This is a genomic window from Erwinia oleae (genome assembly GCF_000770305.1).
In the GTDB taxonomy this organism is placed as follows: domain Bacteria; phylum Pseudomonadota; class Gammaproteobacteria; order Enterobacterales; family Enterobacteriaceae; genus Erwinia; species Erwinia oleae.
On record NZ_JNVB01000035.1, the window covers coordinates 28,053 to 43,641 of the forward strand.

General features: G+C 55.9%; 13 protein-coding genes. 2 read left to right on the top strand and 11 right to left on the bottom strand.

Annotated elements, in window-relative coordinates:
• Nucleotides 1–74: 74 nt before the first annotated feature.
• The 7 genes from feoB to GS12_RS12595 all read right to left on the bottom strand — a co-directional run bounded on the left by feoB (nt 75) and on the right by GS12_RS12595 (nt 7,832).
• Nucleotides 75–2,378, bottom strand: coding sequence for a Fe(2+) transporter permease subunit FeoB (gene feoB / locus GS12_RS12565; RefSeq protein WP_034947492.1), 2,304 nt, complete (start codon nt 2,376–2,378; stop codon nt 75–77).
• A 12-nt stretch (nt 2,379–2,390) separates the two neighbouring features.
• A complete protein-coding gene (feoA, locus tag GS12_RS12570) occupies nt 2,391–2,615 on the bottom strand; it encodes a ferrous iron transporter A (protein ID WP_034917621.1) in 225 nt (74 codons plus the stop codon).
• Between the two features lie 133 nt (nt 2,616–2,748).
• Entirely contained in the window at nt 2,749–5,073 is a 2,325-nt protein-coding gene (locus GS12_RS12575; protein WP_034917618.1) for a Tex family protein, read from the bottom strand.
• A 90-nt stretch (nt 5,074–5,163) separates the two neighbouring features.
• The gene (gene greB, locus GS12_RS12580; RefSeq protein ID WP_034917616.1) at nt 5,164–5,643 is read right to left on the bottom strand and encodes a transcription elongation factor GreB; all 480 of its coding nucleotides are present in this window, start codon (nt 5,641–5,643) and stop codon (nt 5,164–5,166) included.
• 267 nt (nt 5,644–5,910) lie between these two features.
• Nucleotides 5,911–6,303: a hypothetical protein gene (locus tag GS12_RS12585; protein ID WP_034947494.1), complete on the bottom strand. Its 393-nt coding sequence runs from the start codon at nt 6,301–6,303 to the stop codon at nt 5,911–5,913.
• A gap of 2 nt (nt 6,304–6,305) precedes the next feature.
• The gene (locus tag GS12_RS12590; protein WP_034947496.1) at nt 6,306–7,301 is read right to left on the bottom strand and encodes a hypothetical protein; all 996 of its coding nucleotides are present in this window, start codon (nt 7,299–7,301) and stop codon (nt 6,306–6,308) included.
• A gap of 72 nt (nt 7,302–7,373) precedes the next feature.
• Entirely contained in the window at nt 7,374–7,832 is a 459-nt protein-coding gene (locus tag GS12_RS12595; RefSeq protein ID WP_034947498.1) for an Hcp family type VI secretion system effector, read from the bottom strand.
• Nucleotides 7,833–8,101: 269 nt separating this feature from the next.
• Here GS12_RS12595 and ompR point away from each other — a divergent pair, with 269 nt between their 5' ends.
• Together ompR and envZ are read left to right on the top strand one after the other, a co-directional pair.
• Entirely contained in the window at nt 8,102–8,821 is a 720-nt protein-coding gene (gene ompR / locus GS12_RS12600) for an osmolarity response regulator transcription factor OmpR (RefSeq protein WP_001157751.1), read from the top strand.
• A complete protein-coding gene (gene envZ / locus GS12_RS12605) occupies nt 8,818–10,170 on the top strand; it encodes a two-component system sensor histidine kinase EnvZ (protein WP_034917608.1) in 1,353 nt (450 codons plus the stop codon). Before ompR ends, envZ begins: the two co-directional genes overlap by 4 nt.
• A gap of 44 nt (nt 10,171–10,214) precedes the next feature.
• Here the strand turns inward: envZ and pckA are convergent, their stop codons facing one another.
• The 4 genes from pckA to GS12_RS12625 form a co-directional block, all read right to left on the bottom strand.
• Nucleotides 10,215–11,825 (bottom strand): phosphoenolpyruvate carboxykinase (ATP), encoded by a 1,611-nt coding sequence (pckA, locus tag GS12_RS12610; protein ID WP_034917606.1) that lies wholly within the window; start codon nt 11,823–11,825, stop codon nt 10,215–10,217.
• A 274-nt stretch (nt 11,826–12,099) separates the two neighbouring features.
• Nucleotides 12,100–12,981 (bottom strand): Hsp33 family molecular chaperone HslO, encoded by an 882-nt coding sequence (gene hslO, locus GS12_RS12615; RefSeq protein ID WP_034947501.1) that lies wholly within the window; start codon nt 12,979–12,981, stop codon nt 12,100–12,102.
• A 22-nt stretch (nt 12,982–13,003) separates the two neighbouring features.
• On the bottom strand, nt 13,004–13,405 hold the full coding sequence (gene hslR / locus GS12_RS12620; RefSeq protein WP_034917602.1) for a ribosome-associated heat shock protein Hsp15: 402 nt from the start codon (nt 13,403–13,405) through the stop codon (nt 13,004–13,006).
• 130 nt (nt 13,406–13,535) lie between these two features.
• Nucleotides 13,536–15,587 (bottom strand): intracellular growth attenuator family protein, encoded by a 2,052-nt coding sequence (locus GS12_RS12625; RefSeq protein ID WP_034947503.1) that lies wholly within the window; start codon nt 15,585–15,587, stop codon nt 13,536–13,538.
• Nucleotides 15,588–15,589: the final 2 nt, after the last annotated feature.

Below are 15,589 nucleotides of genomic sequence, written 5' to 3' on the forward strand. Positions count from 1 at the left end.
CAGTGTGCCGCTGTCAGCCACGTTAACTTTCACTGTAGACCGTTGAAGCAAAATCGCAACTTCAACACTGCGGATCAGTGGCAGCTTCCGCTTTTGGCGCAGCCCTGGCAGCCCGATGCGGTGAGAGTCTTCAGCGCCAGACGCTCCGGCGGCAACCTGACCTTTTTCAGCGTGATCCACAGCAGCAGATTAAACAAAACGACCGCCAGCAACGTAGCGCTTGCAGACTGCGGATGCTGCGTAAAGGTGGCGAACTGATAAAAAATCGTCGCCAGCGAGTAAGCCAGGTTCAGGCCCCAGAAAATTGAGAACAGCATCCAGCGGCGGCTGCTTTCACGCGCAACGGCGCCCATCACCGAGACGCAGGGAATATAGAGCAGCACAAAAATCAGATAGCTGTAAGCTGCGGCGTCGTTGCCAAATTTAGCATGCATGACCCCCATTGCGCCGCCAGCCATTTCACCGTCGCCTTTACTGGCTTCAATTGGATTGAACAGCACGTCCGGCCTGAATGCCGCCTGGACGCTGTCCCACGTTTCCGTCAGCGCCTCACCCAGTTCGTTAAACAGGCTGAACTCTTCGGCATCAAACGCTTCTTCATGCAGCGCTTCAGCGGTATAGAGCGTGTTCAGCGTGCCGACCACCACCTCTTTCGCCATCGCGCCGGTGATTAATCCCACCGTTGCCTGCCAGTTATCGGCCTGCACGCCCATCGGTGACAGCAGCGGCGTGAGCTGGCGGCTCAGCATCGCCAGCGCCGAATCATCGATAGCGGACACCGGCCTGCCGCTGAATGAAAAACTGTTCAGGGCGCCGATGAGTACGCAGACCGCTACGATCACTTTACCGGCTCTGAATACAAAGCTTTTCAGCCGCTGCCAGGTCTGAATCAACAGGCTTTTCAGGTGCGGCACGTGCCAGGTGGGCAGTTCCATAATAAATGGCGTCGCCTCGCCGCGCAGCAACGTATGTTTCAGCGCCAGACCGGTCAGAATGGCGGCGGTGATGCCCAGCAGGTAAAGGCTGAATACCACCAGCGACCCGTTCTGACCAAAAAAGGCGGCGGCGAACACCGCAAAAATTGCCAGTCGGGCGCCGCAGGACATAAACGGCGCCATCAAAATGGTCATCAGCCGCTCGCGCGGCGCGTCAAGCGTGCGTGCGCCCATCACCGACGGCACGTTGCAGCCGAAACCAACGATCAGCGGCACAAACGATTTTCCCGGCAGTCCCAATGCCTGCATCAGGCGATCCATCACAAAGGCGGCCCGTGCCATATAGCCGGAGTCCTCCATCAGCGAGAGAAACAGATACATCAGGCCGATTTGCGGCACCAGCGGCATCACGGTATTGATGCCGCCGCCAATGCCCTGCGCGAGAAACAGCGTCAGGGGCAGAGGGAAGTGCAGCGTGGCGCCGAGCCACTGCATACCGTGAATAAAAATTGCCGCCGAACCGAGGTCAAACAGCGGCTGGAGCGCGCCGCCCAGGTTGATCGCCAGGAAAAACATCAGATACATCACCAGCAGAAAAACCGGCAGCCCGAGCCAGCGGTTAAGCACCAGGCGATCGAGACGGGCGGATAGCTGATGCGGCGTGGCGCTGTCGGGCAGGATCGCCGCCTGGCTGATGGTTTCAATGGCCTGATAGCGCGCGGCCGCGATACGCAGCGGCATATCCTGCGGAACGTCGGGCGACGTCAGCAGCCGGGCGGCGTCGCCCATTTGCGAGGCGCAGTAAATATCACCTTCAAGCGCCTGGCGCGCCAGCCAGTCGCGCTGGCGTGGCGATAACTGAGCAGGCATCGCTTCGCTCAGCGATCGGACGGCCTTCTGCACCGCGGCGGGCCAGTCAATGGCGATGTGATCTGGCTCGCCGCGTCGGGCATCAATGGCGGCTTTCAGTTGCTCAATGCCTTTGCCGCGACTGGATACCAGCGGCACCACCGGGCAACCGAGGCGCTGCGCCAGGGTGGGGATATCAATGATTATCTTCTGGTTCTGCGCGATATCGAGCATATTCAGCGCCACGATGCAGGGCACGCCCAGCTCTTTAAGCTGTAGCGTCAGGTAGAGATTGCGCTCGAGATTGCTGGCGTCCACCACGTTAATCACCAGATCCGGCTCGCCGCTCAGTATATAGTGGCAGGCGATTTGCTCGTCCAGCGAAGCGTGTTCAGACGCTGTGGTCAGGGAATAGGTGCCGGGAAGATCCACCAGCCGTACGCTGGACTGGGCGGTGGTAAAGAAACCTTCTTTGCGCTCAACCGTGACACCGGCCCAGTTTCCCACCCGCTGGCGCGCGCCGGTGAGCTGGTTGAACAGCGTGGTTTTTCCGGCATTTGGGTTGCCGATCAGTCCGATCGTTAACGTTTTCACTTTTCGCTCTCCTTAGCGCAGCGCTTCAAGCTGAAGAAATGCGAGGTCTTTTTTCCGTAACATCAGGTTGACGCGAGGGGTGGCGATTTGCACGGGATCGCCAAACGGCGCGATGCGCTTAACCTCAAAAACCGCGCCGGGCAGCAGCCCGAGCGACAACAGCTTCTGGCGGAACGCGGCGCTGACGTCAGATGAGAAGGTAATAATTTTATAATGCTGTTGCGGCATGAAATGCATAATCCACCCTGATGACGGAAGGTAATAATCAAGGGGGAAAATTATAATGAGAATTATTCTCGAATAATTTGATGCAAGACAAGCTTAGGGATGGACAAAAAAAGAGCGGATCGAACAATCCGCTCTGCGATCTTTAATTTTTCTTGCCGAAAGCCGCTGCCAGCGCATCGCCCATCGCGCTGTTGCCAGCGGGCTGCGCAACCGGCCGGGGGCGTGGTTTCCCGCCGCGCGGTGCGGCTGCGCCATCGCGTGCGCCGCCGTTGCCGCGACGCGATGTGGTTTCGCCAGGCTGCTCGTCCAGCCGCATCGTCAGCGCAATGCGCTTGCGTTGCAGATCGACCTCCATCACTTTGACTTTGACGATATCGCCTGCTTTAACCACCTTGTGCGGATCGTCAATGAAGCGGTCAGAGAGCGAGGAGATATGCACCAGCCCATCCTGATGCACGCCGATATCAACAAACGCGCCAAAGTTGGTGACGTTGGTGACCGCGCCTTCCAGCACCATACCCGGCAGCAAATCGTTCATCGTTTCGATGCCTTCCGCAAACTGCGCGGTTTTGAATTCAGGACGCGGGTCGCGGCCGGGTTTTTCCAGCTCTTTGATAATGTCGCTGACCGTCGGCACGCCGAAACGCTCGTCGGTAAAGTCTGCCGCTTTCAGCCCACGCAACGCCGTTGGATTGCCCATCAGCAGATCCAGAGTTTGCTGCGTGGCCGCCATAATACGCTGCACTACCGGATAGGCTTCCGGGTGAACCGTTGAGGCGTCCAGCGGGTTGTCGCCCTGGCTGATGCGCAGGAAACCAGCGCACTGCTCAAAGGCTTTCGGCCCCAGCCTGCCCACCTTCAGAAGCTGCTGGCGATTCTGGAAGCGGCCATTTTCATCGCGCCAGCCGACGATATTCTGCGCGATCATTTTGCTCAGGCCCGCCACGCGGGTGAGCAGCGGCACGGAGGCGGTGTTCAGATCAACGCCCACGCCGTTAACGCAGTCTTCCACCACCGCATCCAGCTTCTTCGCCAGCTGACTCTGGCTGACATCGTGCTGATACTGACCGACGCCGATGGATTTCGGATCGATCTTCACCAGCTCGGAGAGCGGATCCTGCAAGCGACGCGCGATGGAAACGGCACCGCGCAGGGAAACGTCAAGATCGGGGAACTCCAGCGCCGCCAGCTCGGAGGCCGAGTAAACAGAGGCGCCCGCTTCGCTGACGATCACCTTTTGCGCCTGTACCTGCGGAAACTGTTTCTGCACGTCCATAAAGAAGCGCTCGGTTTCGCGCGAGGCGGTGCCATTGCCGATCGCCACCAGCTCCACCTGATGTCTGGTGCAGAGCGCCGCCACGGCGGCAGCGGCTTTCGCCGTCTGGCCGGTGTGAGGATAGATGGTGTCGGTGGCGACCAGCTTGCCGGTGGCGTCCACCACGGCAACCTTCACGCCGGTACGCAGGCCGGGATCGAGCCCCATGGTCGCGCGCATGCCCGCCGGGGCGGCCATCAGCAGGTCGTGCAGGTTGCGGGCAAAGACGTTAATGGCCTCGTCTTCAGCACGTTCGCGTACCGTGCCCATCAGCTCGGTTTCCAGATGTAGCAGCACCTTAATACGCCACGTCCAGCTCACCACGGCTTTACGCCAGCCATCCGCCGGTGCGTTGTTCAGGCGCAGATTAAGGTGATCGGTGATGATCTGCTCGCCGTGGCTTTCGCGCGGCGGCTCATCAAACTGCGGATCGGCGTTCAGCGAAAGCTGCAATACGCCCTCATTGCGCCCGCGAAGCATCGCCAGCGCGCGGTGTGAAGGAACGGTGGCGAGCGCTTCGTGATGGTCGAAATAGTCGCGAAATTTCGCGCCTTCTTCCTCTTTCCCTTCCACCATGCGGGAAACCAGATGCGCGTTTTTCCACAGGTAGTCGCGCACTTTCGCCAGCAGCGCGGCGTCTTCAGCGATGCGTTCCATCATGATGTAGCGTGCGCCATCCAGCGCGGCTTTGATGTCGGCTACACCTTTCCCGGCATCAACAAAATCAGCGGCCAGCACGTCAGGATGGTGCGACGGATCCTGCCACAGCGTTTCAGCCAGCGGCTCCAGACCCGCCTCAATAGCGATCATGCCGCGCGTGCGGCGTTTGGGCTTGTAGGGCAGGTAGAGATCTTCCAGCTCGGTTTTACTCAGGGTGCCGTTAATGGCACTGGCCAGTTCATCAGTCAGCTTGCCCTGCTCGCCAACGGATTTGAGGATTGACTGGCGACGCTCTTCCAGCTCGCGTAGGTAGCCCAGACGGCTCTCCAGCTGGCGCAGTTGGGTGTCGTCCAGCCCGCCGGTCACTTCCTTACGATAGCGTGCGATAAACGGCACGGTATTCCCTTCATCCAGCAGACGAACAGCGGCGTCCACCTGTTCTGCTCTGGCGTGCAGCTCACTTGCGATTATGCGGCTCAGCGAATCTTTCATTTTTGCGTACTTTATGGCTTAAGGATCAGCGGACAGTTATACGGACTGCGGGCAGAAATTGCCAGCGTGTGAAGACCGCGCTGCATGCATTCAGGATTGTTTAACGTAGTCGATTTCGTTGACGTACCAGGTCGCTTCGCCGCCCGGCGTGTTCACCGCCACCACCTCGCCAACCTCTTTTTTCAGCAACGCGCGCGCCATCGGCGAGTCGATTGAAATATAGTCTTTTCGACCGAATATTTCGTCGTAGCCGACGATGCGAAAGCGTTTAATGTCGCCGTCGTCGTTTTCCACCTCAACCCATGCGCCGAAGAAGACTTTGCCTTCCTGCTGCGGCGAATAGTCAACGATACGCAGCTGCTCCAGACATTTGGTCAGGTAGCGAACGCGCCTGTCGATCTCGCGCAGCCGCTTTTTATTGTATTGGTAGTCGGCGTTTTCGCTGCGATCGCCAAGACTGGCCGCCCAGGTGACTTTTTTGGTCACTTCAGGACGCTCTTCGCGCCAGAGAAAATCCAGCTCCGTTTTGAGCTTGTCGTAACCTTCACGGGTGATCAGTTTCGTTTTCATCAGTATTCCGTCGTGACCTGGCGTTGATGCGTATTTTGTGATGGGTGAAGACGGGATGCAATCGTAATGGTGGGATACGCTTATCTGAAAGAGGCAACGGGATTTCAAAACGATGCTCAACCGGAGCGGGACAGTTATACAGCGCGGGTGCGAGAGCTACCGGTAATGGGAAAGAGTGGGTTCAGTGCTGAGTATGTGTACGTTCTGCGTTGAGTAAAAATAGTTTATAACTACATCAGAATTTCCAGAACTTCGTGTCTTCTGATTTTACTGTATATCTGATATTTTAATTACAACAGCAAGCAATATTGCGGAGAAAAAACATAGCATGCTTAAAAAAGACATTTTATAAAAAAATCTCATCCAGTTTGTCAATTTATTACTTTCAGTATCAAAAAAATCATAGAATTTACTCTCGGAAGGAATCATGCGTATTTTTCTTCTTTTGTGTATTCTTAGAAAAAATTTAACCATCGGATAAGCGCCAAAAAAACCAACTGATGCATGGAAAAAGAAAGGAGAAGGGAGAGAATGTTGTTGCTCGAATAATTCTATTAATTTTTTATATTTCTTTCTGTTAAGAATATATGAAAAAAATGAAATAATAAATAATAATATGCTTGTACACATTAAAAATAAACCTAATTTTTTTATAAGCATAGTCAGTCTCCTAAAAATATATCTATTGTTTCTTCTGCGGCCCTGCTGGCAACATAACCCGTCGCCAGCGATCCTATTGCTGCACAGGTAACACCGCCGATTCCTGCTGTGGCAACACCAATGGCTGCACAAATGCTTAATCCCGCCGTGGCGCCATAAGCGCCGATTCTTACATTTGCCAAAGTGCCCGCTCCAAACTTAACATATTCTTTAAAAGCAAACTTCCCGCACTCATTTTCCCGGCCCACCGTGCAGGCATGTATCACGTCATTGCTGACGTTGGCAAAGGAAAAGCCGATGCCGATATAGCCGCCTTGCTTTAAAAACCGCGCCGCTTTCGCCGCGTTGCTGGTATAGGTTGAATAGCCCGGGATGCCCGCCACGCCGACTGACGACCATTCATGCACAATGGATCGGCTGGAGAGATTCAGCGCTTTGCGTATATCCTCATACGGTCTGAACTTTACCGAATAGCGGGCCAGGGACTTTATCAGCGGCTTATTCACCAGTTGTTTTAGCTGATTGAACAACTGATTCCGTTCAACGAAAAACTGTCGGCTGATTAAGGTGCCCTGCGATCGATATTGATGCTGATAGCTGGCCTCAATTTTCTGTAACGTCTGCTCAATGGCGGAAAAATACCGCGCGCCCAGGTCGCTCGCTACGCCAAATATTTTGTCTCCGGCGCGTGTCAGTCCGGCGATCATAGCGTAGTGTTCATGTAAAAAAGTGGCTTCATCAACGTTGACGCCCGTCAATGCGGTATTGGCTTTCTGTTTCACCTGTCTGAGCGAATGCAGCATTTGCTGAGTTATTACGGAGTCTGGATCGGTGACAATCACTATCTGGCCAGGTTTCAGCCAGGCCGTGTCAGCATTAATTTGCAAAAACTGACGCGCCGCGGCCGAGTAACTATTCCGAAAGAGCAGGCTGGCCTGAAAATCCAGGGTGCCGGGTTCTTCAACAATACAATACCCGGGGGCAATATTACGCGACATACGTACTCCTTACGTGATGAGCAGATTCTCCTTCAGGCAGAAAGCTGGCGGATATCGTGCCGGCAAGCCTGCTTACTCTTCGCAATTTTTTTGCATGTTCCAGGTAAAGGCAACTTCCGGCCCTTTCATACCGTCTGCCGACTGCAAACGGTATTGCTGACGCACCCGTGAGGCTTTAAAGGCATAATGCACAAACAGCGTTTCGCCGTCGTTAATGCCATCATAATTAACGGTGATGACCTGAACGTCTTCAAGCGTAATAAGGCAGTTACTTTCTGAAGGGTTGCCAGCCTGACAAACGGCAAGGTTTACCGTGGGGATATGGCGGCCGCTTAAACAACAGGCAAGCAGCGCGCTGGTCGCTTTATCGATGGGGGCGTTGACGGAAAGAGGCCTGAAAGCCACTTTACCGGTTGCGTTGCCGCCAGAGCAGGCTTGCAGCGCACCCCATCTGAATGAGGCGATCGCGGTCCATCCCTGATAGTTGGCACTCACTGATTCTCCGCTGATGCCTTCAGCGCGTAAAAACATGGCGACCTCCGTGTGGCGCTATCCGTTAATTCCCTGAAAAAGCTGCCTGTATGGTAGCCAGTAAGCACGGAGTAAACTGTGATCGCGCTCTTTCGTTCCTGAAAAAACACGCGCTAATGCGACCAGTTCTGTAAAAAAATAAAGATAAGCCTCTGTTTAATATGCTTTGTAACAATTTCGGCTAGAATATAAACCATTAATGACTGTCACAATCAGGCAACTTTTTGAAGAATACGGGCTTGGGCAATTGCGCCTTTGGGAGTAACACAATGCAAGAGAACTACAAAATTCTGGTCGTGGATGACGACATGCGTCTGCGTGCGCTGCTTGAACGCTATCTGACGGAGCAGGGCTTTCAGGTTCGCAGCGTGGCAAACGCCGAGCAGATGGATCGTCTGCTGACGCGTGAATCCTTTCACCTGATGGTGCTGGATCTGATGCTGCCGGGCGAGGATGGCCTCTCCATCTGCCGCCGTCTGCGCAGCCAGAGCAACCCAATGCCGATCATCATGGTGACGGCAAAAGGGGAAGAGGTGGATCGCATTGTCGGGCTGGAAATCGGCGCGGACGACTACATTCCAAAACCGTTTAACCCTCGCGAGCTGCTGGCACGCATTCGCGCCGTGTTACGTCGTCAGGCCAATGAGCTGCCGGGCGCGCCGTCCCAGGAAGAAGCCGTGATCGCCTTCGGTAAATTTAAGCTCAACCTCGGCACGCGCGAAATGTTTCGTGAAGACGAGCCGATGCCGTTAACCAGTGGTGAATTTGCCGTGCTGAAAGCGCTGGTCAGCCACCCGCGCGAACCGCTGTCCCGTGACAAGCTGATGAACCTGGCGCGTGGCCGTGAATACAGCGCGATGGAGCGCTCTATCGATGTGCAAATCTCCCGCCTGCGCCGCATGGTGGAAGAAGATCCGGCGCATCCGCGCTATATCCAGACCGTGTGGGGCCTGGGCTACGTCTTTGTGCCGGACGGCAGTAAAGCATGAGGCGACTCCGCTTCTCTCCGCGAAGTTCGTTTGCCCGTACGCTGCTGCTGATCGTTACGCTGCTGTTTGTCAGCCTGGTCACCACCTATCTGGTGGTGCTCAACTTTGCCATTCTGCCGAGCCTTCAGCAGTTTAACAAAGTGCTGGCTTACGAAGTGCGTATGCTGATGACAGACAGGCTTCAGCTTGAAGATGGCACCCAGCTTGAGGTTCCACCGGCGTTTCGCCGCGAAATCTATCGCGAACTGGGCATTTCGCTGTATACCAATGCAGCGGCGGAAGAGAGCGGATTACGCTGGGCGCAGCATTACGAATTCCTCAGTCAGCAAATGGCGCAGCAGCTTGGCGGCCCGACCGACGTGCGCGTTGAGGTCAATAAAAACTCGCCGGTGGTCTGGCTGAAAACCTGGCTGTCGCCCGATATCTGGGTAAGAGTGCCGCTGACCGAGATCCATCAGGGCGATTTCTCTCCGCTGTTCCGCTACACGCTGGCGATTATGCTGTTGGCGATTGGCGGCGCGTGGCTGTTTATTCGTATGCAGAACCGTCCGCTGGTCGAACTGGAACACGCGGCGGTGCAGGTCGGTAAAGGGATTATTCCGCCACCGCTGCGTGAATATGGCGCATCTGAGGTGCGGTCGGTGACGCGCGCGTTTAATCAGATGGCGGCAGGCGTGAAGCAGCTTGCCGATGACCGTACGCTGTTGATGGCGGGCGTCAGCCACGATCTGCGTACGCCGCTGACCCGTATTCGCCTTGCGACGGAGATGATGTCGCAGGAGGATGGCTACCTCGCCGAGTCCATCAATAAAGACATCGAAGAGTGCAACGCCATCATTGAGCAGTTTATCGATTACCTGCGCACAGGCCAGGAGATGCAGACAGAGCGGGCCGATTTGAACAGCGTGCTGGGCGAAGTCGTCGCCGCCGAGAGCGGCTACGAGCGGGAGATCGAAAATGGCGTGATGGAGGGCGAACTGATGCTGGACATCAATCCGCTCTCGATCAAACGCGCCGCCGCCAATATGGTGGTCAACGCCGCCCGTTATGGCAACGGCTGGATCAAGGTGAGCAGCGGCAGCGAATCAGAGCGTGCATGGTTCCAGGTGGAAGACGACGGCCCCGGCATTCGCCCCGATCAGCTTAATCATCTTTTCCAGCCGTTTGTGCGCGGCGACAGTGCGCGCAGCACCAGCGGCACCGGGCTGGGATTAGCGATTGTGCAACGCATTATCGATGCGCATCAGGGCTCGCTGGATATTGGTGAAAGCGAACGCGGCGGGCTTTGTATCCGTGCTTACCTGCCGCTACCGGGCGATGCGCCGCCTGTTTCCATCGGCGCTGGCTGATCGTGCCCCAAAGAACAGGTCGTTCATAAGAACGACCTGTTTTCTCACAGCACCGGCCCGGCCTGCACCAACGCTTTTCCTGCTGGGGTATCGGTATATTTGGCGAAGTTTTTGATAAACCGCTGCGCCAGATCGCGCGCTTTGCTTTCCCACTCCTCCTCGCTGAGCCAGGTATTCCGCGGATCGAGCAGATGCGCATCAACACCGGGCAGCGATACCGGGATCTCCAGATCGAAAATCGGCAGCGTGGCAGTGTCGGAACGGGCGATTTCACCGCTGAGGATCGCGTTGATAATCGTGCGGGTAGCCTGAATCGAAATGCGTTTGCCGCTGCCGTTCCAGCCGGTATTCACCAGCCAGGCTTCAGCGCCTGCCGCTTCCATCCGTTTGACCAGCACGTCGGCGTACCGGGTGGGATGCAGCGTCAGAAACGCCGCGCCAAAACAGGCAGAAAAGGTTGGCGTCGGTTCCGTAACGCCGCGTTCGGTACCGGCCAGCTTGGCGGTAAAACCCGAAAGAAAATGATAACGGGTTTGGTCGGGCGTCAGACGCGAAACCGGTGGCAGCACGCCAAAGGCGTCGGCGGTGAGGAAGATCACCTTTTTGGCATGTCCCGCTTTCGACACGGGCTTCACGATATTATCAATATGATAAAGCGGGTAGGAAACGCGGGTATTCTCCGTTTTACCGTCATCGTCGTAATCAACCGAGCCATCGGCGCGTACCACCACGTTTTCCAGCAGTGCGTCGCGACGGATCGCCTGGTAGATTTCCGGTTCGGCTTCAGGCGAGAGCCGGATAGTCTTGGCGTAGCAACCGCCTTCAAAATTAAATACGCCGTCGTCATCCCAACCGTGCTCGTCGTCGCCAATCAGCCTGCGTCGCGGATCGGTGGAGAGCGTGGTTTTGCCGGTGCCGGAAAGGCCAAAAAATACCGCCACGTCATCCTCTTCGCCCACGTTGGCTGAACAGTGCATCGAGGCAATGCCCTTCAGCGGCAGCAGGTAGTTCATTATCGCGAACAGCCCTTTTTTCATTTCGCCGCCGTACCAGGTGCCGCCGATAAGCTGAATACGTTCAGTAAGGTTGAAGGCGATAAAGTTTTCCGAGTTAAGCCCCTGCGCCTGCCAGTCAGGGTTGGTGCATTTCGCCGCGTTCATCACCACAAAGTCAGGTTCGAAGCCCGCCAGTTCCTCTTCGGCCGGGCGGATAAACATGTTTTTGACAAAATGCGCCTGCCACGCCACCTCAGTGATAAAACGAACGCTGAGCCGCGTGTCGGGATTTGCGCCGCAGTACGCGTCAATCACAAACAGGCGCTTTGCCGAAAGCTGTTCAGTCACGCGCGCTTTAAGCGCCTGCCAGATCTCTTCGGAAAGAGGCTGATTGTCGTTTTTGGCACCCTGATCGTTCCACCAAAGCGTGTCGCGTGTGGTGTCATCGCGGACGATATATTTATCTTTTGGCGAGCGGCCGGTGAAGATGCCGGTATCGACGGCAATCGCACCGGATTGTGTCTCAATGCCGCGCTCGAAGCCGGACAGTTCCGGCCGGGTTTCCTCCCGGTACAGCGTTTCATAATCAGGGTTATGAACGATCTCCACGGCATCCCGGATGCCCCAGGCCGCGAGGTCTTCTGACGTGATATAGCCCATTTCACTGCTCCTTTATCGGCTTTGTTCTGCAATTCAGTACGAGAGAACCGTACTCTTTATAGAGGACGGCATGCTGATTCCATGGCGCGACGTTGCCACATGTGCGAGAGGCTTAATAGCAGCAGGATCGAGAAATGAGAGCCGGTACGCAGATTGGTCTGCGGGCTTACTTTATTAAAATTACTTAATCAAAGAATCACGGGTTTTACGCGGAAATGGCGGTCAGATAAAAGCAGAAGTGGGCGGCCACCACGCAGCCGTCCACGTTTTATTGTCAATGAACCTGAGCGTTGCCCTCAGAGGCGGCATTGTTGCGTAATGCGGCAATATCAACAGCGTCATAAATATAATGGCTGCCGCAATAATCGCAGTGCATATCAATTTTGCCATCTTCTGCGAGAATGCCGTCCACCTCTTCAACCGGCAGCGACAGCAGTACCGCGCCGCAACGCTCATGAGAACAGGTACAGCGGAAGCAGACATCCTGCGGATCGTAGAGCGTGACCTCTTCCTGATGATACAGACGCCACAGCACCTCATTTGCCGGCAGAGTCAGCAGCTCTTCGGTTTTAATCGTCTCGGTGAGCGTCGCCAGATGCGTAAAGTCATCGGTGCTGGCGTCCTGAGCGGGTAGCACCTGAAGCAGGATGCCCGCCGCGCCAGGCTGGCTCTCTGCTTCGCCGGTACGGATAAACAGCCGGGTAGGCAATTGCTCGGAACGCATAAAGTAGTCTTCAAGGCATTCGGCCAGGGTTTCGCCTTCCAGCCCGACCACGCCCTGATAACGCTCGCCCTCGGCAGGCGTAATGGTGATGACCAGGTAGCCATTCCCGACCATCTCTTTCAGGCTGCTGCCGGGGGCGATATCGCCCTGCGTCCTGGCAATACCGCGCATCTCCTGGCGATTGTTGCCGTTGATCACCGCCATCGTCAGCGGGCCGTCACCCTGAAGCTGGACGGTGATGTCGCCGTCAAACTTCAGTGTGGCGGTCAGCAGGCTGGTAGCAACCAGCAGCTCGCCAAGCAGATCCCTGACCGGCAGCGGGTAATCATGACCGTCGATGATGTCGCGCCACGTTGTGGAAACGCTGACCAGTTCGCCACGCACGGCGTAATTTTCGAACAGGTAACGATGCAGTTGGTCTTGATGAGCCATAATATTCTCTCGTTTAGGCGCGCTACTCGTCGCCTGAATTTTTGAATTTCATTAAATCACGCCGCTCTTTTTTATCAGGACGACGGTCGGGATGCGGCATGCTGAGCGCGTTCATTTTCCGCGCCAGCGCGATTTTCTCGCGTTTCTCAATGCTGGGTGCGGTTTCAGCGTACATCTGCTGGGCTTCCACGGCAGGGCGGCGCTGATCGCTTATCGTCAGCACGATCACCGTGCGTTCATCGTTGCCCTGGCGAAGCGTCAACTCTGCGTTCAGTTCGACAAGCTTGCTGGGCTTGCTGCGCTGGCCGTTATAGTGCACCTTGCCGCCTTCGATCATTTCACGCGCGACCGCACGCGTTTTGTAGAAGCGCGCGGCCCATAACCATTTATCAAGCCGGACAGCTTCCGCGGATTTTTCTTTCATCGCAGCTCCTTTACAGGGATAACCCTATGTAGGGATGGTTCGCCAGAAAACAAGGCGACACGCCGTAAGTAATTTAGCGGTGAGAGCGGGGGAGGCGTTGAACCTTAAAAGTAGCATAAAAGCGCCAGGCTCAGAACAGAGGGTTAATGCTCTGTGTGGTATTCAGTTCGGGGCTGAGGCATTTATCGTAATAGCTTTGAATCGCTACGATCCGCTTACGGTTGCGATGGATACGCCGTAGCGCCAGCAGGCTGTTGACGATAAAGCTGAGGGCGACCACAACCAGCAGCAGGCTGGTGCCGAGATAGCGCCAGAGCGTGGCAGCATCCGGTTCGCTGTGCAGCGCAATGTGACGCGTGCCGTTAGCATCGGTGGTGATGTTAGTGACGATGCCGCTCGCGGAGAAGCGCGCGTGCAGCAGCATACCTGACAGGCGTTGCAGCTCCTGCCACTGCTCGGGCGCGTCATAGTCGAACAGTGAAACCGTCGGCACCTGCTGCTCAACCATCTGACGGCCTTCGTCGCTGATAATCAGAAAACCGCCCGGCGGCGGACTGTTTAACGACTCCGCAGCACGGCGCGTCTCCCGATAGAAAAAGGAAGAGGTGGCGGTATTGACGAGATTTTCCAGCGCTTCGGCGCTGACCGGACGCAGCAGCACGTTCATGCCGTTCAGCGAACCTGAATCAGCCCGACGCACCAGCGCCTCCCAATCCTTAGCGTTACCCAGGTTCACCAGCGCATTTTTCAATCTGACGCAGTCCTGCTCCTGGCTGCACAGCTCCTGCGTCTGCAAGACGATATCGGAGAAGTCGTCCAGCAGGATCATGCCAGATTTTTGAATAGCCGTTGCCAGCTGCGGGTTGAGCTTAGGATCCGTGCTGGTTTGCGGATGTAGCTGCTGGCTGGTGGTATTCAGCAGGGCGGTCGCTTTATCAATAATATCGGACTGCGGCGGCGGCAGCGGCGCGGCATTGTTCCAGTATACCGCCGAGCAGTCAAACGGCATAAAAGCGTAGGATCGATTCCCCTGATAGGAGGTGGGGATCGAGCACATACCGGTGCCGCTGACTTTCAGGCTGTCACCAACCCGCAGTGAAATCTTTTCCAAATCGTTTACCGAGGTGACCTGTACGCGATCGGTTCCTTTCAGCCAGGCCATGCTGAGCTTGAGGGGCATGCCCAGCGGGATCCAGACGATGAGCAGCGTCAGGACAAGCAGCGACGCCGCCGCCATCACCACATTCTTTCGCCAGCGCTGAACCGGGAAATTACGCGCTTCATCCTGTAACGACAAAAAGCGGCCTTGGCGAACCACGTGGCGACTGAGATAGATATCGACTTCGGTTGGCTGACCTAAATCATGCGCCACGTAGGGCTGCCAGTGCGGCGGATAGATAAGATCGATAATGCCGAGGGAAATATTACTGACCTGCCCCTGATTTGATTCGCCAAACAGCCCCCAACGTTTGGGCGCGCCGCGCAGGCAGTGTATTTCACGCAGATCTTTTTCACCGGGGCGGCGACACAGAAACCACAGGCTGACCGCAACAATCGCAACGCCTGCCAGCACCAGCCACGGCATCAATACCAGTGGCCCCACCAGACTGAAGAAAAAAAGCAGCAGGGCAACGCCAATAGCTGCGGCCTCACGCGTGCCGTCCGGGCGGCTGAGCGTATACTCCTCTGCGGTTTCCTTACGTACGCTGAGCAGTTCAATATGCTCACTTTCTTCTTTACGTATTGAGGCATTTGGCGCCAGCGGCCGCGCGGCCGCTGCGATACTCGGCTGCTCGTAAGCGTAATTGACCAGCGAATGACCATTAAGCGAGACGACCAGCGGAATGGTCTGGGTTTTAATCAGTTCGACGAAGTTTTCTTCCGCGATGTACTGCTCCCACAGCGGCGGCAGATGCACTTCTACTTCGTCCAGATAGTAGCGCCATTTATGGGGTTCATCGGTGGAAAGGCCATAGCGTGTGATTGAACGCGTGACCGGATAGACATTACTGCTTTGCGAGGTCAGCACCAGCGGATCGCTGCCGCCGGGCAAAATAGTCTTCAGGTTTTGTTCAAGTGAAGTGATATAGCGCTCGACGGCTTTGCGCTCATCGTCGCTTAATTTGCGATAAGGTGGACTGATAAATGGCAGCGGTTTCGCTAACGGCGGGCGATGCCGCATAG

Coding starts and splice junctions, on each gene's coding strand:
- feoA (WP_034917621.1), bottom strand. CDS start 2,615: ATGCATTTCATGCCGCAACAGCATTATAAAATTATTACCTTCTCATCT.
- GS12_RS12575 (WP_034917618.1), bottom strand. CDS start 5,073: ATGAAAGATTCGCTGAGCCGCATAATCGCAAGTGAGCTGCACGCCAGA.
- greB (WP_034917616.1), bottom strand. CDS start 5,643: ATGAAAACGAAACTGATCACCCGTGAAGGTTACGACAAGCTCAAAACG.
- GS12_RS12585 (WP_034947494.1), bottom strand. CDS start 6,303: ATGCTTATAAAAAAATTAGGTTTATTTTTAATGTGTACAAGCATATTA.
- GS12_RS12590 (WP_034947496.1), bottom strand. CDS start 7,301: ATGTCGCGTAATATTGCCCCCGGGTATTGTATTGTTGAAGAACCCGGC.
- GS12_RS12595 (WP_034947498.1), bottom strand. CDS start 7,832: ATGTTTTTACGCGCTGAAGGCATCAGCGGAGAATCAGTGAGTGCCAAC.
- ompR (WP_001157751.1), top strand. CDS start 8,102: ATGCAAGAGAACTACAAAATTCTGGTCGTGGATGACGACATGCGTCTG.
- envZ (WP_034917608.1), top strand. CDS start 8,818: ATGAGGCGACTCCGCTTCTCTCCGCGAAGTTCGTTTGCCCGTACGCTG.
- pckA (WP_034917606.1), bottom strand. CDS start 11,825: ATGGGCTATATCACGTCAGAAGACCTCGCGGCCTGGGGCATCCGGGAT.
- hslO (WP_034947501.1), bottom strand. CDS start 12,981: ATGGCTCATCAAGACCAACTGCATCGTTACCTGTTCGAAAATTACGCC.
- hslR (WP_034917602.1), bottom strand. CDS start 13,405: ATGAAAGAAAAATCCGCGGAAGCTGTCCGGCTTGATAAATGGTTATGG.
- GS12_RS12625 (WP_034947503.1), bottom strand. CDS start 15,587: ATGCGGCATCGCCCGCCGTTAGCGAAACCGCTGCCATTTATCAGTCCA.